Annotated in this window: 21 protein-coding genes; 9 read left to right on the forward strand and 12 right to left on the reverse strand. The window is 54.2% G+C overall.

Annotated elements, in window-relative coordinates; genetic code table 11:
* Nucleotides 1-57: 57 nt before the first annotated feature.
* Both NDQ72_04195 and NDQ72_04200 read right to left on the reverse strand, forming a co-directional pair.
* Nucleotides 58-585: a hypothetical protein gene (locus NDQ72_04195; protein ID WKD29153.1), complete on the reverse strand. Its 528-nt coding sequence runs from the start codon at nt 583-585 to the stop codon at nt 58-60.
* 51 nt (nt 586-636) lie between these two features.
* Nucleotides 637-1,080 (reverse strand): helix-turn-helix domain-containing protein, encoded by a 444-nt coding sequence (locus NDQ72_04200; GenBank protein WKD29154.1) that lies wholly within the window; start codon nt 1,078-1,080, stop codon nt 637-639.
* Nucleotides 1,081-1,153: 73 nt separating this feature from the next.
* Between NDQ72_04200 and NDQ72_04205 the strand changes: the two genes are divergently transcribed.
* Together NDQ72_04205 and NDQ72_04210 are read left to right on the forward strand one after the other, a co-directional pair.
* Complete coding sequence (locus NDQ72_04205) at nt 1,154-2,182, forward strand: SO_0444 family Cu/Zn efflux transporter (GenBank protein ID WKD29155.1); 1,029 nt, start codon at nt 1,154-1,156, stop codon at nt 2,180-2,182.
* A 345-nt stretch (nt 2,183-2,527) separates the two neighbouring features.
* Entirely contained in the window at nt 2,528-3,724 is a 1,197-nt protein-coding gene (locus NDQ72_04210) for an MFS transporter (protein WKD29156.1), read from the forward strand.
* A 71-nt stretch (nt 3,725-3,795) separates the two neighbouring features.
* On the opposite strand, the gene NDQ72_04215 is transcribed toward NDQ72_04210, so the two are convergent.
* The 3 genes from NDQ72_04215 to NDQ72_04225 form a co-directional block, all read right to left on the reverse strand.
* A complete protein-coding gene (locus NDQ72_04215; protein WKD29157.1) occupies nt 3,796-3,933 on the reverse strand; it encodes a hypothetical protein in 138 nt (45 codons plus the stop codon).
* The gene (locus tag NDQ72_04220) at nt 3,934-4,071 is read right to left on the reverse strand and encodes a hypothetical protein (GenBank protein WKD29158.1); all 138 of its coding nucleotides are present in this window, start codon (nt 4,069-4,071) and stop codon (nt 3,934-3,936) included. It lies immediately after the preceding gene.
* A gap of 99 nt (nt 4,072-4,170) precedes the next feature.
* Nucleotides 4,171-4,563 (reverse strand): RidA family protein, encoded by a 393-nt coding sequence (locus NDQ72_04225; protein ID WKD29159.1) that lies wholly within the window; start codon nt 4,561-4,563, stop codon nt 4,171-4,173.
* 139 nt (nt 4,564-4,702) lie between these two features.
* Here NDQ72_04225 and NDQ72_04230 point away from each other — a divergent pair, with 139 nt between their 5' ends.
* Nucleotides 4,703-5,641, forward strand: a complete 939-nt coding sequence (locus tag NDQ72_04230; GenBank protein ID WKD29160.1) for a LysR family transcriptional regulator — start codon at nt 4,703-4,705, stop codon at nt 5,639-5,641.
* Nucleotides 5,642-5,685: 44 nt separating this feature from the next.
* On the opposite strand, the gene NDQ72_04235 is transcribed toward NDQ72_04230, so the two are convergent.
* From NDQ72_04235 to NDQ72_04250, 4 genes are all read right to left on the reverse strand, one after another.
* Nucleotides 5,686-7,761, reverse strand: coding sequence for an FUSC family protein (locus NDQ72_04235; protein WKD29161.1), 2,076 nt, complete (start codon nt 7,759-7,761; stop codon nt 5,686-5,688).
* 3 nt (nt 7,762-7,764) lie between these two features.
* Complete coding sequence (locus tag NDQ72_04240; GenBank protein WKD29162.1) at nt 7,765-8,637, reverse strand: HlyD family secretion protein; 873 nt, start codon at nt 8,635-8,637, stop codon at nt 7,765-7,767.
* Nucleotides 8,637-8,855, reverse strand: a complete 219-nt coding sequence (locus tag NDQ72_04245) for a DUF1656 domain-containing protein (protein ID WKD29163.1) — start codon at nt 8,853-8,855, stop codon at nt 8,637-8,639. Before NDQ72_04245 ends, NDQ72_04240 begins: the two co-directional genes overlap by 1 nt.
* A 231-nt stretch (nt 8,856-9,086) precedes the next feature.
* Nucleotides 9,087-10,253, reverse strand: coding sequence for an MFS transporter (locus NDQ72_04250; GenBank protein WKD29164.1), 1,167 nt, complete (start codon nt 10,251-10,253; stop codon nt 9,087-9,089).
* Nucleotides 10,254-10,427: 174 nt separating this feature from the next.
* Here NDQ72_04250 and NDQ72_04255 point away from each other — a divergent pair, with 174 nt between their 5' ends.
* The 5 genes from NDQ72_04255 (at nt 10,428) to NDQ72_04275 (ending at nt 16,262) form a co-directional block, all read left to right on the forward strand.
* Nucleotides 10,428-11,312, forward strand: a complete 885-nt coding sequence (locus tag NDQ72_04255; protein ID WKD29165.1) for a helix-turn-helix transcriptional regulator — start codon at nt 10,428-10,430, stop codon at nt 11,310-11,312.
* Between the two features lie 55 nt (nt 11,313-11,367).
* The gene (locus tag NDQ72_04260; GenBank protein WKD29166.1) at nt 11,368-11,892 is read left to right on the forward strand and encodes a sigma-70 family RNA polymerase sigma factor; all 525 of its coding nucleotides are present in this window, start codon (nt 11,368-11,370) and stop codon (nt 11,890-11,892) included.
* On the forward strand, nt 11,889-12,863 hold the full coding sequence (locus NDQ72_04265; protein WKD29167.1) for a FecR domain-containing protein: 975 nt from the start codon (nt 11,889-11,891) through the stop codon (nt 12,861-12,863). Before NDQ72_04260 ends, NDQ72_04265 begins: the two co-directional genes overlap by 4 nt.
* Nucleotides 12,864-12,946: 83 nt before the next feature.
* The gene (locus NDQ72_04270) at nt 12,947-15,358 is read left to right on the forward strand and encodes a TonB-dependent siderophore receptor (protein WKD29168.1); all 2,412 of its coding nucleotides are present in this window, start codon (nt 12,947-12,949) and stop codon (nt 15,356-15,358) included.
* Nucleotides 15,359-15,389: 31 nt separating this feature from the next.
* Entirely contained in the window at nt 15,390-16,262 is an 873-nt protein-coding gene (locus tag NDQ72_04275) for an alpha/beta hydrolase-fold protein (GenBank protein ID WKD29169.1), read from the forward strand.
* A gap of 9 nt (nt 16,263-16,271) precedes the next feature.
* Here NDQ72_04275 and NDQ72_04280 read toward each other — a convergent pair whose 3' ends face one another.
* Nucleotides 16,272-17,174 carry a LysR family transcriptional regulator gene (locus tag NDQ72_04280; GenBank protein WKD29170.1) on the reverse strand — a complete coding sequence of 301 codons (903 nt, stop codon included), beginning with the start codon at nt 17,172-17,174 and terminating at the stop codon, nt 16,272-16,274.
* A 186-nt stretch (nt 17,175-17,360) separates the two neighbouring features.
* On the opposite strand from NDQ72_04280, the gene NDQ72_04285 reads away from it, so the two are divergent.
* Nucleotides 17,361-17,939, forward strand: coding sequence for an NAD(P)H-dependent oxidoreductase (locus NDQ72_04285; GenBank protein WKD29171.1), 579 nt, complete (start codon nt 17,361-17,363; stop codon nt 17,937-17,939).
* 29 nt (nt 17,940-17,968) lie between these two features.
* Here NDQ72_04285 and msrQ read toward each other — a convergent pair whose 3' ends face one another.
* Entirely contained in the window at nt 17,969-18,589 is a 621-nt protein-coding gene (gene msrQ, locus NDQ72_04290) for a protein-methionine-sulfoxide reductase heme-binding subunit MsrQ (GenBank protein WKD29172.1), read from the reverse strand.
* Nucleotides 18,589-19,605: a protein-methionine-sulfoxide reductase catalytic subunit MsrP gene (gene msrP / locus NDQ72_04295; protein WKD29173.1), complete on the reverse strand. Its 1,017-nt coding sequence runs from the start codon at nt 19,603-19,605 to the stop codon at nt 18,589-18,591. Before msrP ends, msrQ begins: the two co-directional genes overlap by 1 nt.
* Between the last annotated feature and the right edge of the window lie 71 nt (nt 19,606-19,676).

Below are 19,676 nucleotides of genomic sequence, written 5' to 3' on the forward strand. Positions count from 1 at the left end.
GGCGTGTTAATCGCTGTCTCAAGGTGGAAACTACTCTGTCAGGCCGTACGCTACCCGCTAAGGGAAATTAGCAGGGTGGTTGGCAGGGATAAAGGTCGTAGGCTCTGCCACTGGAGGTAGCTGCTTGTTTTCCAGAGTTGCCAAGGCAATCTTGTAGCAATCCTCGATATGTCTGTTGCCCATGTACTTCATGGCAGTAAAGCTAATACTGCCTGCCACAGCGCTGCCAATAAAGGGAACAAACTTAGAAACACCTTTGGCAGCAACTTTAACGCCCATCTTGTTCAGTAGCGTTATGATTAACGTTTTGGTGATGTATTTTCCGGCTAACTTGCTTCCCGTATTGGAAATGGCGGTCATCACAAAAAGCTTAGTTTCAGTATCTAGGCTTTCGATTTGTTCAGGCGATAAACCAAACTGGGCATTAATTTTGGGAATTATGCGCATCAAGATGGCCACGTCTGAGCCGATATCCAGCCCAGGTATGGGAATAATGGCGGTGCCTGCCGAGATCCCTGCGCTTTTGGTCACCATCGAATAGCATGACTTTTTAATGGCGTCGAGTTGTTCCCTTGTCTCAATCATGCGGTGTTCCTTTGTTACGATACTGAACTGCGATATTGCAGGGGGCAGCCTTTACGCTGTCACTTCTCCGCATCCCCGCTCGGTGCAGGTGGGTTGGTGGTCATACAGCGTTTGAATGATCTGACAGTTAGCCGCCTTGCCGCCTCGGCATTGATGCACCACTTGTCGCAGTTCCCCCGCCAGTGCTTGTAAGGCAGCGATGCGTTCTTCTAAGTGCTCTAGATGACGGCTGGCAATATTATCGGCGGCGGTGCAGTCGGTGTCGGGGTTGTCGGAAAGTGCTAACAACTCCTGAATGCTGTGCAGATCTAACCCCAGGCTACGGCCATGGCGAATAAAGCCAATGCGTTCTAATGCCGCCTGATCATAAGACCGGTAGCCTTGCTCTCCCCGCTGTGGCGGTGCCAGTAATCCCAGCTTTTCATAATGGCGAATGCTTTCCGGCGAGCATCCGGTTCGGCTAGCAACTTCACCGATACGATAGTAGCGTTTCATTGGCTTGACCCTGTAACGATTACAGGGTTTAGGCTAGTCGTTATTCTCTTGACTAACAAGCAGGTAACCGACGATGAGTTTGATCAATGAGCTATTGAGTATTGCGTTAAGTGCCGCGCCTTGGCTGCTGCTGGGGCTGGTGATTGCGGGATTAATTAAGGCCTTAATGCCAGAGCATCTATTACAGCGTTGGATGGGAGGGCGTGGACTGGGCAGCATTTTACGCGCAGCGGTGATTGGTATGCCGTTGCCACTGTGTTCGTGCGGGGCGATTCCCACCGCACTGGCGTTGCATCGGGGTGGGGCGGGCCGTGGGCCAACCACGTCTTTCCTGATTAGTACACCCGGCGTTGGGGTGGATTCAATGCTCATTACCAGTGTGCTCTTGGGCCCTTTAATGGCCCTGGCGCGAGTGTTGGGAGCCTTGGTAACTGCCATAGTGACGGGCATTTTAGTGGGTTTTACCGGCCAAACTGCACTGCCGAAAAGCACTTCTGTTAGCAGCTGCTGTGCATCAAAAGGAGCTGATGATGGCAATGCTCACACACATGCCACTGAGTCGACGGGGGTGATCGCAGGGTTAAAGTATGCCTTTAGTGATTTATTGGATGACATCAGTAGTTGGATGTTTGCCGGTTTATTGCTGGCGGGGGTGCTGGTTACCTTTGTGCCGCCGGAAACCCTGGTAGGTTTTTCGGGTGGCTTGTTGGCGCTCATCCTTATGGCAGTCATCGGTATTCCTTTATATATCTGTGCGACTGCAGCTACACCGGTTGCCGCTGGCTTGCTATTGGCGGGCATTTCACCGGGGATGGCGTTAGTTTTCCTACTGGCTGGCCCTGTGACGAGCCTAGCCACCCTGGCTATTCTGCGGCGTGAGTTTGGCAACCAAGCGTTAGCGGTTTATCTCGTCAGCATTCTGCTGGTGACGGTGCTGATTGGCTGGGTGTTTGATCAAGGGCTGGCGATGATAGGTTGGGATCCGGTTCAGCAGGCGAACCAAGTTCAGGAGCTGCTACCTGCATCTGTCGAGTGGTTGGCTTTAGGCGCACTGGTACTGTTCTCTATTCGTCCTATGCGTAAGCGGTTGTTGGGGTTTTAGGTCGCTAACCACTAATAAGAGTTTTTGAAAATTTAAGATAAACAGAGCTAGTTCATACCAGTCGTTAACTTTAGAAATGCACTTGTGCTAGGAGGCGTCGACCATAAATAGAGCCATTTGGGTGCCAGTTTTATAGGCATGCAAATGGCTCTTTTGGAAGCGTAGCCGATACTTTCCTCTTTCCTCTTTCCTCTTTCCTCTTTCCTCTTTCCTCTTTCCTCTTTCCTACCTTATTCCGGAAATGTCTCAGTAACCCTTATTTCTCTTGACCTCAAGTTAACCTGAGGTTTTACAGTAAGCGCCGATTCTTATTTAGCAATGGCCGATAAAGGGTGGGCAGTGGGTATGCGCAATAGCAATTCGAGATCAATACCGTTGGTAAGAACGATCCTGCTGATCATTCTTATTGGGCTCAACCTGCGGCCATCCATGGCAGCTATTGGGCCGCTGGTTGAGGCAATCCGTCACGATGTAAGCCTTTCATTTACACAGTTGTCGCTTTTAACCACGTTGCCGGTATTAGCGATGGGGCTGGGGTGTTTTGCTAGCGCATTGCTCGCAAAGCGGATCGGCTTTAACAGCGTGATTACTCTGGCGCTTGTGTCGATTGCTTTATCGGACGCGTTGCATTGGTTTGACTTCGGGTATGCAGGTTTATGGACAGCTGCACTGGGCGCCGGCATTGGCATAGCGTTTATCCAGGCCGCACTTCCTGCGGTGATAAAACAGGCAGCAGGCGAGAAAACCCCAATGGTGATGGGGTTCTATATTGCCTCCATTATGGGGGGCGCGGCGCTTGCCTCTGCCATTACCCCTGTAGCGAGTGATTATATTGGCTGGCAGAACGCCTTGGCGTTATGGGGGCTTTTAGCACTTGCAGGGCTCGTTGGCTGGGTGATGCGCAGGCAAGTACTGCCAGCCCCTAGTCAAAACAACAGCGTTAGCATCGCTTTTTCAGCGATGGCGCGGCAGCCTCGGTTTTGGTCGTTGGCGATTTTCTTTGGTTTAGGCACATCGGGTTATACCTGCCTTCTTGCTTGGATTCCGCCCACCTTTATCCATTTAGGTTGGTCTGAAACGCAAGCGGGGCTGGCGCTTAGTTGGCTAACGGCCATCGAGGTGATGGCTGGCCTAACGTTTCCGGTACTGGCTCAACAAATGAAAGACCGTCGCCCGGTGTTATTGCTGGTACTGCTGTTGTCGGTGACGGGCTTTTTGCTTCTTGGGCTAATGCCTAAAACCATGGCTTGGTTGGCAACCGCGCTGTTGGGGTTAGGAATTGGTGGCCTTTTTCCCTTAAGCTTGATCATCACTATGGATCACTCAGACGACCCTGTGCTAGCTGGCCAACTGACTGCTTGGGTGCAGGGCATCGGCTATCTCATTGCTTCTTTAGCACCTATCGCGGCGGGGTTGATAAAAGACTTGCTGGGAGGGTTTGAGCAGGCATGGCTGATGCTTGGGGTGATTTTTATTGGACTGATAGTGATGAGCCTCCGTTTTGATCAATCTAAAGCGCCCCAGCAGCTACGCTTTAGTTAGGGCAAGGAGATTCTCGGCAATCTCAATGGAAAAGATAAAACGCTAGTGCCCTCGGTTCGTTGGCACTCAGTTTAATCCAACCACTGCCAGGGCGGTTCGTCCAGCCAGCCTTGACCCAACATAATCGTCTCACCAAAGTCTTTATTCGGAGCGATAGAGTTGCAGGCCTCGTCGCTTTCCAGAGTTGCTACTAAACGTGGTGCGATCATTTAGTTGTTTAAGGCGTATCCTGGCAGTACCGCCTCGGCCTCGAAAGCGATCAGCCATTCCGGCTCGGCAAGGCCGTGCACTATCAACCAAGTGGCCGCTGATGGCGCGGTGGGAAAGCGGTGTTTTAGTGCCACCATCAAGTCCTCGCGACATTCTGCGCTTCCAGGAGTCTATCGAGGCCGCCACTAGAAGCGCCGCTACGTAGCAGCGCATAGTCCTATGAGAAGTATTCCTGCTTATTCAGGTAATTTTGCAATGACTTTGATTTCAAAATCGAAACCCGCCAGCCATGTCACACCAACCGCCGTCCAGTTCGGGTAGGGTTTCTCCGGGAACGCGCGCGTCTTGGCTTCCATTACCGTGGCAAACTGAGTTTCCGGATCAGTATGGAAGCTTGTCACATCAACGATGTCCTCGAAGCTTGCGCCCGCTGCTTCCAGTACTCTCTGTAGGTTGTCGAAAGCAAGCTGCACCTGGGCGGCAAAATCTGGCTCGGGAGAGCCGTCTTCACGACTGCCGACTTGGCCCGACACAAACAGAAAGTCGCCAGAACGAACGGCGGCGGAATAGGTGTTTTGGTCATAAAGCGCCTGGCGGCCGGAGGGGAAAATAACGTCACGCTTAGCCATGTGAATCTCCATCAGTAGGTCGGCACCGACCCGTTGTTTACGATGAAGTCACTTTAAGCCCCCATCTTGGGTGGATAAACGGCGAATTCTGTTCAACATTATTTGTAATTTTCAAACAATCACGGGGGATGGTATAGCCATGGATCGCTTTAACGCCATGCAGGCATTTGCCCGAGTAGTGGAAACGGGCAGCTTTACCAAGGCAGCCGAGACGCTCCACATGAGCAAGACCAGCGTGACGCAACTGGTGCAACAGCTAGAGGCGCGCCTGCGTGTAAAGCTGCTCAACCGCACCACACGTAAGGTTAACGTTACGGCTGACGGTGCCGCCTATTACGAGCGCGTTATAAAGCTATTAGCTGATATGGATGATGCTGAAACCAGCCTGTCCAACGCCTCGGTGTTGCCTCGCGGCCGACTAAGGGTGGACGTGCCCAGCCCTTTCGCGCGCATGATCTTGATTCCAGCGTTGCCTGCTTTCCACGCTCAATATCCCGATATTCAAATCGATATGGGGGCGAGTGATCGCATGGTGGATCTGATAGGTGAAAGCGTGGACTGTGTGGTGCGCGGCGGAGAACTCACGGATTTATCATTAGTGGCGCGCCGCGTAGGCGACCTTCAGATCGGCGTTTACGCAGCGCCGAGCTATCTGAAAAGTGCTGGTTTGCCTTTGCACCCGCAAGAACTCTCTGCTCCGCCTCACTACATTGTAGGGCTCCGATGGGCCCGTGCCGGAGTGGATTCACCCTATGCCATGTACCGCAACGGGGAGCGCGTCACCGTACAAGGGCGCTATGTGATTTCGGTCGACGACGGTAATGCCGGTCTTGCGGCAGGCCTAGCAGGGCTCGGCGTAGTGTGGCTTCCTGACTACATGGCCAGGGAACACGTATCTCGCGGGGAGCTGGTTCGCCTATTTGATGGTTGGTATCTTGATCCAATGCCGATGTACGTCGCTTTCCCACCGAATCGACATGTAAGCGCCAAGCTGCGCGTGTTTATCGATTGGGTCGTGGAGTTGATGGCTCAGCATGCGCCCATGATTGATCGACGGGAACAACAGCGATACAAGTAGCTAGTTCACTCGCGCTTTACCCTGGTAATTCCATGAGCGGACACTTATTTTTTTAGCACGGGAGCGCTCGGGGCTTTATGCATAGACTTAATCTTTGGCCGCTCCGCCATAATGCGCGCAAGACGCTCTAAGGCCAGTTCGAGTCGTTCAACCAAGCCTTTCATAAGCACGAGACGGTCGGCGGGAATGTCACCGTAGGTCTCAATCGCCGCTTCCAACTGCTTACCGGCTTCGCGAATGCCTTGGGGCGGCCGCCCGTTGGCACTCTCTGCAAAACCGTTGGCTAGCGTCTGCAGTAGGTCTTGGTGCGTTCGGCGGATTAACGGATGCAGCGCATCGTCGAGACGGTCACGTAGGCGCAACATCGCGGTGCCCAAGTCGAGCCCTGTCAGGCCTAAAATAAACAGATGGCGTTGGTCCTCGGGGAGCATATCGTCGTGCTGAGCGAGTTGCAGTAGTCGGTCGGCCATATGGCCGCTGAAGCGGGTTTCAGCATCTCGAATCGAACGTCGGCGTAGCCCATCGATATCCTGGGAAATTGCCTTAATCAGACGCCGCCGCCTAAGTCGTGCACCTGGCCCAGGCAGTAGGCGAAAAGCCATAACGACGCAGGTTAGCCCAATCACCACGGCCACCACCCGGTTGGCGAAGCTGTCGAAAGTGAAATCCATGCCGTTGCCAGGCATGGTCAGCAGAATGTTGAAAATAGCAAAGGCTAAACAGTACCCCATGGTGGCCGGGTTCGTGGCTCCCAGTAAGCCTAAAAATAGTGGCGTGCCAAACAGCATCGCTAGCATCGGAAAACCATTGGCTTGGGAGAGCAGTACATGGCCGAACAGAAAGGCGCTGGGAATCGCCGCCAACATGCCTTTGTAAAACATCATCGTGATAGCTACTGGGTTTTCGCGGCTGGCGAAGAAGGCTGAGAACAACGTGCCCAGCATCATAGCGATCATGGCGCTATTCCAAGCGGTAACAATCCAGAAAGTTGCCAGTAGCGCAAACAGCAATCCCGAGCGTATGGCGTTAATACTGGCGGCAAGGTGGTCACGGTGCCAAGCTAGCGGCGATGAGCGTAGTTTATGGCGCCCCGGTGAAGCAATTGCCTCGCGGGCGTCGAGCATCACTAGCGCATGGCCAATCGATTCGCGAAGTCCCAAGCGAAGGCGCTGGTCGAGCGGGGCGATGCTGTTCTCATGGTCACTTTCATGAACCTGATGGCGTAGCACCTGGAGTGCTTTTCTTGCTTTAGCGACCCCCTTGACGTGTTCTGCCTCACGAAAGCCCTGAGCGCCCCGGCATGCAAGCTCGATACTTTGTGGGTCGAGCCGATCGGCGTGGTCGTACATCAGTTGATGAAGTGCTTGGAGGTTGGCGAAAAAGCGCAGCGTACGCCGCGTTAGTACATGGGTGGCGCGCACTCGGCCAGGGCCGACAGGGCCCTCAAAACGGGCCGCTTGGCTATCGGTTTCCAGTAGTGTTAATGGCGCTAGGCTACTCCGCAGAGCTTTCTGCATCGCTGGAATATCGTTGCTGGCTTCCAAACGCAGGGCGGCATGCTCGAAGGCTTCGTTGATGACGCTGTCGGCCTGGGTGGCAAGGTGCGTGCCCACATGGGATGGCCAGAGTAGCGAGCTGACCAGCATCGCGCAGACTGCACCTAGCCCCAGTTCGGAAAGCCGGGCCACGGCGATATCGAAAATACCCGCTGGTGTGCTGCCGCTGGAAATCACCACAATCAGCATCGCGGTGACGGCAGCCATCAGGCAGCCGTAAGTGTAGTTGTTACGCCACAGTGAACCGACATACGTGCACAGCATAATCCAGGCCGTCAATACGATCAGTGCGGGTATGCGCGCTTGGACGAACAGCGCCATTATCACGATACCTGCAACGGCCCCGATAACAGTGCCGCTAAGCTGGCAGATGCCTTTTTCGATCACCATGCCGCTCATCGGTCGAACCTGGAGAAAAGCAGCCGACATTAGCGCCCAGTAAGGTCTTTCCAGGTCGAACCAGAGAGCCACATAGAGTGCCAGCATCATTGCCAAGGTGGTTTTGATAGCGAACTTGACCGCCGTGGCATTGGGCGTCAGGTAGGTATTAACAAACGGCGACATGAATCACTCAGGCTGTTCGGCAGCGTGGACGCGTACCGTTGCTGTCATACCGACGCTAAGCAGCGTGTCGTCAGGGACGTTGTCTAACGATATGCGCACTGGGATACGCTGTGCCAAGCGCACCCAGTTAAACGTTGGCGCCACCTGCGGTAGCAGTTGCTGGTTGAGGGTGGTGTTGCTATCGGCAATGCCTCGGCCAATACCCGCCACCCGGCCATCCAGATGGGGAGCGCCGTTCATTAGAATGATCTCGACCGGATCGCCTACGTTGATCGACGCCATTTTGGTCTCTTCGAAATAGCCCACCACGTAATAAGAGTTGGCGGCGATCAGTGCCATTACCGAGGTGCCGCGATTTACGTAGTTACCCGCCACAAATTGCACGTTAAGTACATGGCCGCTGACCGGCGCCGTTACTTGTGTTCGTTCTAAATCAAGCTGGGCACTGATGAGGTCGGCCTGGGATTGGTTGAGATCGGCGGCAGCAATACGTGAGTTGATTTGGGCAACCTGCTGGTCTTCTGCACTAATCGCACGACTGCTACGCAGTTGATTCCGCCGGCTCTCTTCCGCGCGGCTGAGTTCGAGCGTTGCTTGACGGTGTTCAACCGTGGCCTGGGCTCTGTCGACTGCCGTTTGATAACGGGTGTCATCAATCTCAAACAGTACGTCGCCCTGGGTAACGTAATCGGTATCGGTGACATTGAGCGTATGCACCCAACCCGATACATCAGGCGCAATCGTGACGACCTCTGCATGAATGCGAGCGTCGCGGGTCCAGGGAGTATAAAGATAGTAACGCCATAGCCAAGTACCGGCGGCAATAGCAAGTGCGACAATAACCAGAGTAAGTAGCAGCCGGAGCGAATGGCGCATCAAGAACCCCCGAGCAGGATAGTAAATACACAGGTAATGCCAGCCGTAAGGATGACGAAGAGCGACAGGTCGAACCACGCTGCGTACCACAATGTATGCTGCCCCAGCACCCAGTGAAGCAGCGTGCGGGTCACCAGCGTGACAATGAAGCCCAAGAGGGCATAGATCAGCAGTGGGCTAAGAAGGATGCCACCGACAGCGATTTCCTGAAGACCCATAATATCCTTGAATAGCTGGAGAACAATAATAGAAACAATATGAGTACGTTAACTCTCGGAGGGTCAGTTGTTTTGCGACCGCTTCTGACACTGCCAATAATCAGCAGTATAGAAAGCGTAAGCTAATCTTGCTTTATCGAAATACGCTCTGTTCAGGTGTTAAGCATGAGGCCGATCTATGCACAACCGCCAAGCGGCACTCTTCATGCCACTTGGCGTGCACGAACTGAGCTAGTGTTTCGTGCGCATGACGATGATTAGCTGTGTTGCCGCACCTACCGCGGCGACAACCCCCGCCCCCATCGCTAGTGTCGAAACGGGAAGCTGGAGGGCCAATATAATGCCTCCGCTGGCAGCGCCTATCGCACTGCCTAAATAGAGCGCTGATTCATTGAGGGCAACCGCCAGGTTACCGTCGCCGTGGGGTTGGCGCGTACGAATCAGCTCGTTGTTTTGTGGCACTTGCAGCGCCCAGCCCACAGCCCCCCAAAGCGCAATAGGCAGTAACGTCAGCAGTGGGTGAACCGACGCCGTGACAGGCAGAGCAATGAGCGCTAGAGAGAGCAGCAACATAATCGCCAGGGTAATCACAGGGCCGATAAATCTGTCCACCAGAGGCCCAATCAGAAAACTGCCCACGACGCCGCCAATCCCCCATACCCATAAATAGCCGGTAATCGACTGAACAGCGCCTGATTCGGTGGCCGTCATAAAAGGGGCGATAAAGGTATACATACCCAAACTAGCAACGGCGCCCAATAAGGAAACCGCCAGAATGGCCATGGCATGCGGGGCTTTCAAAATAGCCAGTTTGCGGGCAAGCGGCAGTGACGGTATGGAGGGGAGTGCAGGCAGTTTGGTGTGAAGCCCAACATAGGCGATGATGCCGAGTACTGAAATAAGCCACATCGCTGACGCCCAGCCTAAACGTTCCGCCAGCAATAGGCTGAAAGGCACCCCTAACACTGTACCACTCGCCATGCCGCCCATAATAACCGCAATGGCTTTGCCTCGATTTACTTCGGGCGTAATGGCAGCAGAAGCTGCAATGCCCATCGCAAGATAAACCCCTGCACCAACGCCAGCGACCGCCCGCCATATGGCGAGGGATATAAAACTGGTGGCCAGGGCGCTGGCGATATTGGCCACAATAAACACGGCTAGCGCCAGTAGTAAGCCCGTGCGTTGATGATGACCGGGCAGAAGGGCAACAACGACAGGCGAGCCTAAGCCATAGGCTAAGGTAAATGCCGTGACTAGCTGAGCAGCCGTGGCAGCAGAGACACTAAAGGCATCTCCAATGAGTGGAATGAGCCCTGCCGTTACATAAGAGGCCATCCCAAGCGCAAACGCACCCAGTGCCACTAGATATACCGATAGACGAGATTGGTCAGCCATCACGCTCTCCATGTTAATTAAGGATCGAAAAATCACCGGGCGTTCTGCCAGCGAAGGGCTATTCTGGAGAGGCTTTAAGAGGGGTACAATTTAACTGTTTATGCTATTACTAAAAGTGCTAGGTTATTAAAAGTGCTAGCTTATTAGAAGTGATGAGTTCTCAAAGGTAACAAAATGACTGCACCCCGGACGCTGACTCGAGCGCGGCAAGATTTGGCTGAATTTCTCCGTAAACATCGAGAGAAAATCGCCCCGGAAGAGATGGGCCTGCCTCGTGGCCGCCGAAGGCGTACGCCGGGGTTAAGGCGCGAAGAAGTCGCCGCCTTAGCGGGCGTGGGACTGACTTGGTATACCTGGTTAGAGCAGGGGCGCGATATTAGCGTATCGGCGACTTTTCTGGACAATCTAGCCAAAGCGCTTAAGTTGGATGCGGCTGAGCGACGCCATTTGTTCTTACTGACTCATCAGCGGTTACCCTCTGAGCTAGGCAAAACCTGGTGCAGCGTGCCACCGCTGATCCAAACGTTGATGGACGATTTGCCGACACGACCTGCGTATATTCTTAACTTACGCTGGGATGTGCTGGCGTGGAACGGTGCCGCCGATAAGCTGTTCAACTTCTCGTCCCATGTGCCTGAGCGCCGCAATCTGCTGTGGCTGCTATTTACCGACCCTGGTATGCGTCAGCGCTTATCACCCTGGGAAGCGCAGGTCAGCCAAATGCTCTCCAGCTTTCGGCGCGACTTTGCCCGTGCGGCGCAAGACCCCGCTATTGATGAGCTTGTCGAAGAGTTAACCAAGGTTTCGCCTGAGTTTAAGCTGGTGTGGAAAACCCAGGAGGTCAACGCCCCTTGCCAGGGAGTGCGTCATCTTTACCTTGAGGAGCTGGGCGAGGTGGCGTTCGAGCACACGACACTCACTGTCGATGAAGAGCGCCACTTACGGCTGGTTTATTATGCCCTCAAGGGGAGCGACGCCGAGGAGAGGTCCTTTCATGAATGGATCGCCGCTAGTGAGGGCGATAGTATTCTTAAAGAAAATAATAATGATTTGTATTAACTAATGGCTGTTATTAGAATGTCTCTCCGTTTGCTGATCGTTTATCGGAGGGGGAATGCCTGTTTCAGCTGAGAATACGCCATTGGCCGAGATGTATAATGCACATCATGGCTGGTTGCAGCGTTGGCTGCAGCGCAAAACGGGCTGTAGCTGGCAGGCGGCTGATCTGGCTCAGGATACCTTCCTGCGCATTCTCTCCTCCCCAAGTAATTCCTCCCAAATTAGCAAACTGCATGAGCCACGTAACTTTCTGACCACCATCGCCCGCCGGGTATGGGTGGACTTTGTGCGTCGGGATGCATTGGAAAAAGCCTGGTTAGAAGCCTTGAAGCAGCAACCTGAGCCGGTGGTTGTCTCGCCAGAAGAGCAGGCCTTGATTCTGGAAACCCTGTTGCAGATTGATGAAATGTTGGAAGGGTTAGGCAACAAGGTAAGCCAAGCATTTTTGCTCTGCCATTTGGAAGGGCTGCGTTATGCCGAGATCGCCGAACGCTTGGGGGTGTCCGTCAGCTCGGTGAAAAAGTACATGGCTAAGGCGACTGAACATTGTCTGCTGTTGATGTGCGAAGAATCGCTATGAGCGATACCCAGTCAGCCCGCAAAGATACTCTCAGAGCGGCTGCCCGCTGGTACGCACTGCTGTGCTCGGAGGATGTTACTGAGCAGCAAAAACAGGCACATAATGCTTGGTTGGAAGCAGATCCGGATCATGTTCAGGCTTGGCAGCAGGTGGAAAAACTGCGTCAGCAATTGCAGGTGATGCCTGGCACTCTTTCGCTCAATGCGTTGCAGATCAAACAACGCCAGAGTCATAGCCGACGAGCCGTGCTGCGCGGCTTTGCCTTGTTGGCAGTAGGAGGTGCCCTGGGCTCGTTGGCCTGGCAGCAGGCACCTGTGGAAAGCTGGATGGCCAGCCACCGTACCGCACGGGGCGAGCGGCGCCAATATACGCTGGCGGACGGTACGCAACTGGTGCTCAATACCGCCACCGCACTGGATGTAGTGGAAACCTCGACTGCCCGGTTGATTCGCCTTTATGCAGGCGAAATCTTTATTCGCACGCGGGATGGAACTGGAAACGTGACTGCTGCCAAAACGCTTCAAGTGCATACCGAGCAGGGCGCTGTGGTGCCGTTGGGCACCGTGTTTACCGTGCGTAAGCTGGATACGTCGACCCAGGTTACCGTGATGGAAGATCAGGTCGAGTTGATCCCGCAGTCGGCGGGTGGTGAGACGCAACGTCTTGTTGCCGGACAGCAGGCGCAGATGAGCTCGATTAATGTGGAAGTCGTCACCGCCAACGCCCAGGCGGATAGCTGGACGCGCGGTCTACTGGTGGCGGTGGACTGGCCACTGAGCCGTTTGGTAGCAGAGCTGAGCCGGTATCGCACAGGTGTACTGCGCTGTGCCCCCTCTATTGCTGGGTTGAGAGTGTCAGGCGCTTTCCCTATTGATGATATCGACCGGGCGCTCCAAGCCATTGCCAATGCGTTGCCGGTTAGCGTCGACCGCTTGACCCAATATTGGGTAACCCTAAAACCTAGCGAATAAAAAGTTGAATTATTTATTGTCCCTTTTTCAATCTCGTTCGACCCAGAGATAAAGCAACCGATTCTGGAATTGACGAGATTACGATGACCACACCCTTTAATCCCAAGCAGACACTCATATCACTTCGATACCACCATGATGGCAAACCCACGCGTGCGCTTGGCGGCATCGCCCTGGGCTGCGCCCTGATGAGTTCGATGGTGTTGTTGCCTCTTCAGGCAGCGCAGGCGCAAACAGCGGACGGACGGGCACAACAGGCTGCTAGCCAACAGGCATACAACATCGAACCGGGAGCACTGGGCAGTGTATTGAGCCAGTTCGCTAGTCATGCGGGCGTTGTGTTGTCTTTTTCTGCTTATCTCACTGAAGACCTGCAAAGCGTTGGATTGCATGGACGTTATAGTGTGGAAGAGGGATTCGCCCAGTTGCTGCAGGGCAGTGGTTTGAAAGTGGTCAAGCGGGGGCCTGCGGACTATGTCATGGAAAAAGCGTCTAGCGCAGAGAACATGGTGTTAGATACCGTGGAAGTGGTGGGCAACCGAATCGATAGTGATGGTTATTTGGCCTTTAGCACCTCGGCAGGTAGCAAAACCGATACGCCGCTGATAGAGCTTGCGCAAAGTGTCAGTGTGGTCACCGAAGAGCAGCTTCGTGACCGCCAGCCGTCGTCCGTAGAGCAGGCGGTGGCTTACACGGCTGGGGTTCGAGTGGAAGCGTCGGGGATGGACCCGCGCTTTGACTTGATCTCGGTGAGGGGGTTTCCGACGGTATATCATGGCGATTTTCTTGATGGCTTGCGCCAACCCAATAGTGGCTGGCTCTCTTACTATTCCACCGTGCCCTATAACCTGGAGCGCATTGAGGTAGTTAAAGGCCCCGATTCGATGCGCTATGGTCAGCTTTCACCCGGTGGGCTGGTGAACCGGGTCAGCAAACGCCCGCAGGTAGATGCGACGAAGGAAGTGCAGTTGCAGGTCGGCAGTCATGACCATCTGCAAGGCCAGTTCGATGTGGGAGGAGATATAGGTAGCGATGTGCAGTACCGCTTGGTGGGTGTTATGCGCGATGCACAAACAGATATCGAACAGGTGGATAATGATGTCACCCTGCTGGCGCCCACTCTCCATTGGCAGATGAGCGAACGTACCGACATTACTTTTATTACGCAGTACCAGGAGCGCCAGACCTCCGCATCACCGCGCCCTTATCAGGACGGCGATAACCTGACCCATTTTTGGGCTGGCGATGAAGACTACGACAAGCTGGATCAACAGCAGTGGGCACTGGGCTATGAATTTAACCACCGTTGGAGTGACCAACTGCAGCTGCAGCAAAATGTACGCTACGGTCAGGTAGATGCCACTAACCAGTACCTTTCTGCAGGTACCTTAGCCGGTACAACGCTAAGCCGCAGCAGTGTCGGCCTTTACGAAGAGATGGAGTCGCTTAGCACCGACACCCGGCTCATGGCGACCTTTGATCAGGGCGCGGTGGAGCACCAGGTGATGTTAGGCGTCGATTACGCCTATCTTGAGAACGATGTTATTTATGCGGGTGGCAGCGCGCCGTCGATCGATATCGACAACCCGGATTATAGTCAGCCTGTCGCTCAGCCGAGTAACGTTTGGACCAACGACAGTGGTAAAAAACATCGTAGAGGCCTTTATTTACAGGATCAGATTAACCTCGATAACTGGCGTTTGACCGCAGGTCTGCGTCGCGATTGGGTGCAGGACGAGACTCGCAACAACCTCACTGGTACTACCAGCGAAAGCCAAGATGAGCAGAACACTTGGCGTTTTGGCGCACTTTATGCGTTCGATTCAGGGCTATCACCGTACTTTAGCTATGCGCAGTCGTTCTTGCCGGAGAGCGGCACCGATGCCAGCGGCAATGACTTTGACCCCACCGAGGGTGAGCAGTTTGAGCTGGGAGTGAAATACCAGCCAGCAGGTAGTAACGCAATGTTGACTGCGGCGATCTACCAGATTGATGAAACCAACCGTAAAACCACCGATCTCGACAATCCGCTGTTTCAAATCCAAACCGGAGAGGTGCGCACCCGTGGGTTGGAGCTTGAGGCTGTTGGGAATGTCACCGATAACCTGCGCATGACCGCAAGTTACAACTATAACCGCAGCGAAATCACCGTAGATAACGATGGCAACGAGGGGAGTGACTTGGCGAATACCCCACGCCATCTGGCATCCGTTTGGGTGGATTATCGCGTTCCTGCGTTGGAACGACTGCATCTTTCCGGTGGTGTGCGCTACACCGGGAGTGAGTACATTGATAACGCCAACAGCAATAAAAACGCTGGATACAGCCTGATTGATATGGCGGCTCACTATGATTTCGCGGGCTCTTTTCAGGGAGTTCGTGCCAGCCTCAACGCCACTAACGTAACGGACGAAGAGCATATCTCCTGCGAGGGCATCTATTGCTATCGCGGTGCTGGGCGCAGCCTGATTGGCAGCCTCTCATACAAATGGTGATTAAGCAGCAGCGTCGCGGGGACAACTAGTCATGCAATTATCCGTCAGAATATTCGTGTTTGCCGGGCTGGCTTTAATGGCCGTCTTGGGGCAAGCAACGCATGCACATGCGTCGCCAGTTACGGCCGAACGTCAAGTGACCCTTGATCAGACGCTTGAGTGGGCAATGCAAAATGAGCAAGGGGCGTCTTATCGTATCCTGATCAGCAAACCAGAAGGCGAGGTGCCCTACAGCGGCGGTTACCCGGTGATCTATGTGTTGGATGGCAACGCTTATTTCGCCTCTTTGCATGAGGCCAAGCGGGCACAAGAGCAGTTCCGCCAAGCCATTATCGTTGGTATTGGTTATCCTGGAGAAGCGCCGCATAACTTTCTGCGCCGCTCCTACGATTTATCTCCGCCGGTGGCCGAGGAACACAACGAACCACCTCAAGGCGGGCAGGATGAACTGCTGGATTTTATCGAGCACAGCCTAATGCCGGCGGTCGCCGAGCGTTTTCCTGTAGATGCTAATCACCAGAGCCTTTATGGGCACTCGTTCGGTGGTATGTTTGCGATTTATGCCTTATTTACTCGGCCGGATCTGTTTAACCACATTGTCGCGGCCAGCCCCAGCCTCTGGTGGAACAATAGCTACCTGTTGAAACATGAACGTGATTTTAGGCAGCAGGTAGAAGCCGGAGAGGTAAATGTCATCCATCACAGCTTGTCATTGGCCGTGGCCGATAACGACTCACTGCAGAACCAGCAGGATGCTAGCCAGCTATACCAGCGGATTGAAGCATTGTCGGCATACGGTTTGCGTAGCAGTTTTCACACCGTGGAGGGCGAAGATCATATGTCCGTTCCCTTTGTGTTGGAGTCGCGTGTTCTCAAACAGCTTCTGGGCACTCGGGGCGGCTAATTGAGTGATTTAAGCGATCAAATACTTCCCCGGCAGTTGCTCAGCTAAAAACTCCATAAACAGCCGGGTGCGCTGTGAAAGCGTGGTTTGGCGGTAGTACACGGCATTGACCGCTTGGATCTGCATTTCTATGCAGCCGGGTAATACATCCACCAATGTGCCGTTGCGACGAGGAGTGATGGTCATAAAGTCGGCGAGGCAGACAATACCTTCCCCGCCAAGGGCTAGCTCAAGCAGCGTGCTACCGCTGGAGGCCGCCAGCGTTGGGGTGATGTGCAAGGGTTGGCCATCGGCGCGGCACAGTGGCCAGCGATTGAGATGATCGAGCTGGCTGAAGCCTAGCAAGCTGTGATCTTGAAGGTCGTCGATGCTTTCTGGAGTGCCGTGGCGTTTAAGGTAGGCGGGGCTGGCCAGAAGGCGCAGCGGGCTGTAGCCAAGGAGACGGGCGTGCAGCGACGAATCTTCAAGCTTGCCAATGCGAATGGCCAAATCGACCCGCTGTTCCAATAGGTCGACAAAGCGGTCGTGGGTGTCGAGTTCCAGCGTAATACCAGGGTAGCGGGCGCGGAACTCGCCAATCACCGGCACAATCACGAACTGCATAAAGCTGGGAGCGGCGTTGATCCGTAGCCTGCCTTGGGGCTGGTTGTGGCGGTTCTGCATGGCTTCTTCGGCTTCTTCCACGGCGGCGAGAATACGGCGGCAATGGTTTAGGAATGTTTCTCCCTCCTCGGTCAGCTCCAGGCGACGCGTGGTTCTACGTAACAGGGTAGCGCCGAGTTTTTGCTCCAGGCGGTTGAGCGCACGGCTAACCCCAGAAACCGTAATGCCTAGCCGTTCGGCTGCGCTGGTGATTGAGCCGCTATCGACGACCGTCACAAAGGCCTGTTGTTCTTCAAGGGTGCTTTTCATTGAGTGCTGTTCATAACGTTATCGGTTGCCTTAATGGCGAATACTCTATTTATTGATTTTAAATCAAAAGTGTCTTGCTGAAGCGTCGCTATTTTTTCGCATGTTTTGAACTCACAATACCGCTCATTAAACGCCATGCCAAAGAATATAAGCATGGATGTCAGGCTATCATGAGGGGTTTTATTAATGAAAATTCTGCTGATTAATGGCGGTAAAGCGTTTGCCCACTCTGGCGGTGAACTCAATAATACGCTTCACGGCGTGGCGGTAAGCACTCTGCAGGAAATGGGCTATCAGATACGCGAGACGGTGATTGATCAAGGCTATGATCTGAAGGCCGAGGTGCAGAATTACCTGTGGGCGGACACGATTGTGTATCAAATGCCGGGCTGGTGGATGGGCGCACCCTGGATTGTGAAGCGCTACATCGATGAGGTGTTCACAGAAGGCCACGGCTCGCTTTACGCCAGCGATGGCCGTAGCCGCCAAGACCCGACCAAGCAGTACGGCAGTGGTGGCCTGCTGCAGGGACGTCGCTATATGTTGTCGTTAACCTGGAACGCGCCTTTGGAAGCGTTCGATGAACCGGATAACTTCTTCGAAGGGCGCGGTGTGGATGGTGTTTACTTCCCGTTCCACAAATCTCAGGAATTTATCGGCTTAGAAGCGCTGCCGACCTTTATCGCCAACGACGTAATGAAGGCTCCAGATGTAGCGCGTGACAAAGCTGCCTATCGCAAGCATCTGCGCTGCATACTTGGCTAGGTTTCGTCGCTTGATAGCTCTTATAAGCCCTAAGTACGACTCAATCGATAGCGCAACTTGGGCAGTGTGCGCGCGACGGGCGGTAGGCGGGTTGCCATGACTAACGCGGCAATGGCGGCATACATGGCCCACTCTTGCATGTCGGCGCGCACCACCCAAAAGAAGTGCAGCAGTACCAGTCCTAAAATGATGTAGGCAAATTTGTGTAACGGCTTCCAGCGTTTACCTAAACGGCGCATCGACCATTTGTTAGAGGTCGCCCCTAATACGGCAAGGCCGATCAGTGCGATCATGCCAACAATGATGTAGGGCCGTTTGACCAGCTCGCTACCTAGTAGCGCCCAGTTAAGCCCTAGAATAAACAGCGCGTAGCTGAGCATGTGCAGGGTGGCGTAGGCGAGTGTCCACAGACCAAGCTGACGGCGGATCAATGCAAAGCCTTTCCAGCGGGTGAGCTTGGTGAGCGGCGTAAGGCTTAGCGTGAGCAGCAGCATCCATAGCCCGCCAATGCCGATGTTCAGCAGCAGGTAGTTGCCCGGCTCGGGGCCTGCGGCGTTAATCGCTACCTGCCAGCCCCAGAACACCAGCGGCGCGAGCGCTGCCAGGAAAACGCCTACCCGCCACAGTAACCATACCCGTGGCGCAGACATTAGTAGTGCTTCCTTAAATCCATGTCGGCATATAGCTCGGCGACCTCGTCGGCATAGCCGTTAAACATCTGGGTATCAATGGTATTAGCGTTGAACAGGCTGTTGGGAAGCCGCCGCTCGGTGGCTTGGCTCCAGCGTGGGTGGTCAACTTGTGGGTTAACGTTGGCGTAGAAGCCATACTCATCAGCGGCGATTTTCTGCCAGGAGTTGACCGGCTGCTCTTCCACCAGTGAGATACGCACAATCGATTTAATGCTTTTGAAGCCATACTTCCAGGGCACCACCAGCCGCAAGGGTGCGCCGTTCTGGTTGGGCAGTTCACGGCCATACATGCCCATGGCGAGCAGTGTTAGCGGGTTCATAGCCTCGTCTAGGCGTAAACCTTCCACATAAGGCCAGTCGATTATCGAGAACGAAGAGCGCTGGCCAGGCATTTGCTCTGGGTCCACCAGGGTCTCAAAGCGCACGTACTTGGCTTTGCTGGTGGGATCGGCACGTCGAATCACCTCAGCAAGGGGGATGCCAAGCCAGGGGATTACCATCGACCACGCTTCTACGCAGCGCAGGCGGTAAATGCGCTCTTCAAACTGCGCAGGCTTAGCGAAGTCTTCTAGGGCAAAGCGCCCGCCGTTATTCACTTCACCATCGACCACCACACTCCAGGGCTGGGTTTCCAGGCTGCCTGCATGGCGGGCGGGATCGCGTTTATCGGTGCCAAACTCAAAAAAGTTGTTGTAGCCGCTGGCATCGTCAAAAGGGGCGATTTTATCTTTATCAGGGTCGCTGGGGGTGATAGCTCGCCATTGGGTGTCGCTGATTTTTTCCCTCAGCCAGGCTGGGGCATCGCCTTCTGGCACATCAGCATAATCTTCGCTGGCGCGGACATGGCCGGAGAGGGCAAGCCCCGCGCCTAAACCCGCCATGCCGCCCATAAAGCGCCGCCGGGAGAGGTAAATAGATTCCGGTGTTACATCGGATTCGTGTAAATCACTCGGTTTGGCAATCTTTATAAGCATGTGGTGTCTCCACTCGCTATGGGGAAAGGGTGTGACTACTGTGACCAGTTTGCATGAGAGTTATCACAACC

The organism is Halomonas sp. KG2 (assembly GCA_030440445.1).
GTDB lineage: Bacteria > Pseudomonadota > Gammaproteobacteria > Pseudomonadales > Halomonadaceae > Vreelandella.

Excerpts from the sequence above, each read along its gene's own strand:
- NDQ72_04195 (WKD29153.1), bottom strand. The coding sequence starts at position 585 with ATGATTGAGACAAGGGAACAACTCGACGCCATTAAAAAGTCATGCTAT.
- NDQ72_04200 (WKD29154.1), bottom strand. The coding sequence starts at position 1,080 with ATGAAACGCTACTATCGTATCGGTGAAGTTGCTAGCCGAACCGGATGC.
- NDQ72_04205 (WKD29155.1), top strand. The coding sequence starts at position 1,154 with ATGAGTTTGATCAATGAGCTATTGAGTATTGCGTTAAGTGCCGCGCCT.
- NDQ72_04210 (WKD29156.1), top strand. The coding sequence starts at position 2,528 with ATGCGCAATAGCAATTCGAGATCAATACCGTTGGTAAGAACGATCCTG.
- NDQ72_04215 (WKD29157.1), bottom strand. The coding sequence starts at position 3,933 with ATGATCGCACCACGTTTAGTAGCAACTCTGGAAAGCGACGAGGCCTGC.
- NDQ72_04220 (WKD29158.1), bottom strand. The coding sequence starts at position 4,071 with ATGGTGGCACTAAAACACCGCTTTCCCACCGCGCCATCAGCGGCCACT.
- NDQ72_04225 (WKD29159.1), bottom strand. The coding sequence starts at position 4,563 with ATGGCTAAGCGTGACGTTATTTTCCCCTCCGGCCGCCAGGCGCTTTAT.
- NDQ72_04230 (WKD29160.1), top strand. The coding sequence starts at position 4,703 with ATGGATCGCTTTAACGCCATGCAGGCATTTGCCCGAGTAGTGGAAACG.
- NDQ72_04235 (WKD29161.1), bottom strand. The coding sequence starts at position 7,761 with ATGTCGCCGTTTGTTAATACCTACCTGACGCCCAATGCCACGGCGGTC.
- NDQ72_04240 (WKD29162.1), bottom strand. The coding sequence starts at position 8,637 with ATGCGCCATTCGCTCCGGCTGCTACTTACTCTGGTTATTGTCGCACTT.
- NDQ72_04245 (WKD29163.1), bottom strand. The coding sequence starts at position 8,855 with ATGGGTCTTCAGGAAATCGCTGTCGGTGGCATCCTTCTTAGCCCACTG.
- NDQ72_04250 (WKD29164.1), bottom strand. The coding sequence starts at position 10,253 with ATGGCTGACCAATCTCGTCTATCGGTATATCTAGTGGCACTGGGTGCG.
- NDQ72_04255 (WKD29165.1), top strand. The coding sequence starts at position 10,428 with ATGACTGCACCCCGGACGCTGACTCGAGCGCGGCAAGATTTGGCTGAA.
- NDQ72_04260 (WKD29166.1), top strand. The coding sequence starts at position 11,368 with ATGCCTGTTTCAGCTGAGAATACGCCATTGGCCGAGATGTATAATGCA.
- NDQ72_04265 (WKD29167.1), top strand. The coding sequence starts at position 11,889 with ATGAGCGATACCCAGTCAGCCCGCAAAGATACTCTCAGAGCGGCTGCC.
- NDQ72_04270 (WKD29168.1), top strand. The coding sequence starts at position 12,947 with ATGACCACACCCTTTAATCCCAAGCAGACACTCATATCACTTCGATAC.
- NDQ72_04275 (WKD29169.1), top strand. The coding sequence starts at position 15,390 with ATGCAATTATCCGTCAGAATATTCGTGTTTGCCGGGCTGGCTTTAATG.
- NDQ72_04280 (WKD29170.1), bottom strand. The coding sequence starts at position 17,174 with ATGAAAAGCACCCTTGAAGAACAACAGGCCTTTGTGACGGTCGTCGAT.
- NDQ72_04285 (WKD29171.1), top strand. The coding sequence starts at position 17,361 with ATGAAAATTCTGCTGATTAATGGCGGTAAAGCGTTTGCCCACTCTGGC.
- msrQ (WKD29172.1), bottom strand. The coding sequence starts at position 18,589 with ATGTCTGCGCCACGGGTATGGTTACTGTGGCGGGTAGGCGTTTTCCTG.
- msrP (WKD29173.1), bottom strand. The coding sequence starts at position 19,605 with ATGCTTATAAAGATTGCCAAACCGAGTGATTTACACGAATCCGATGTA.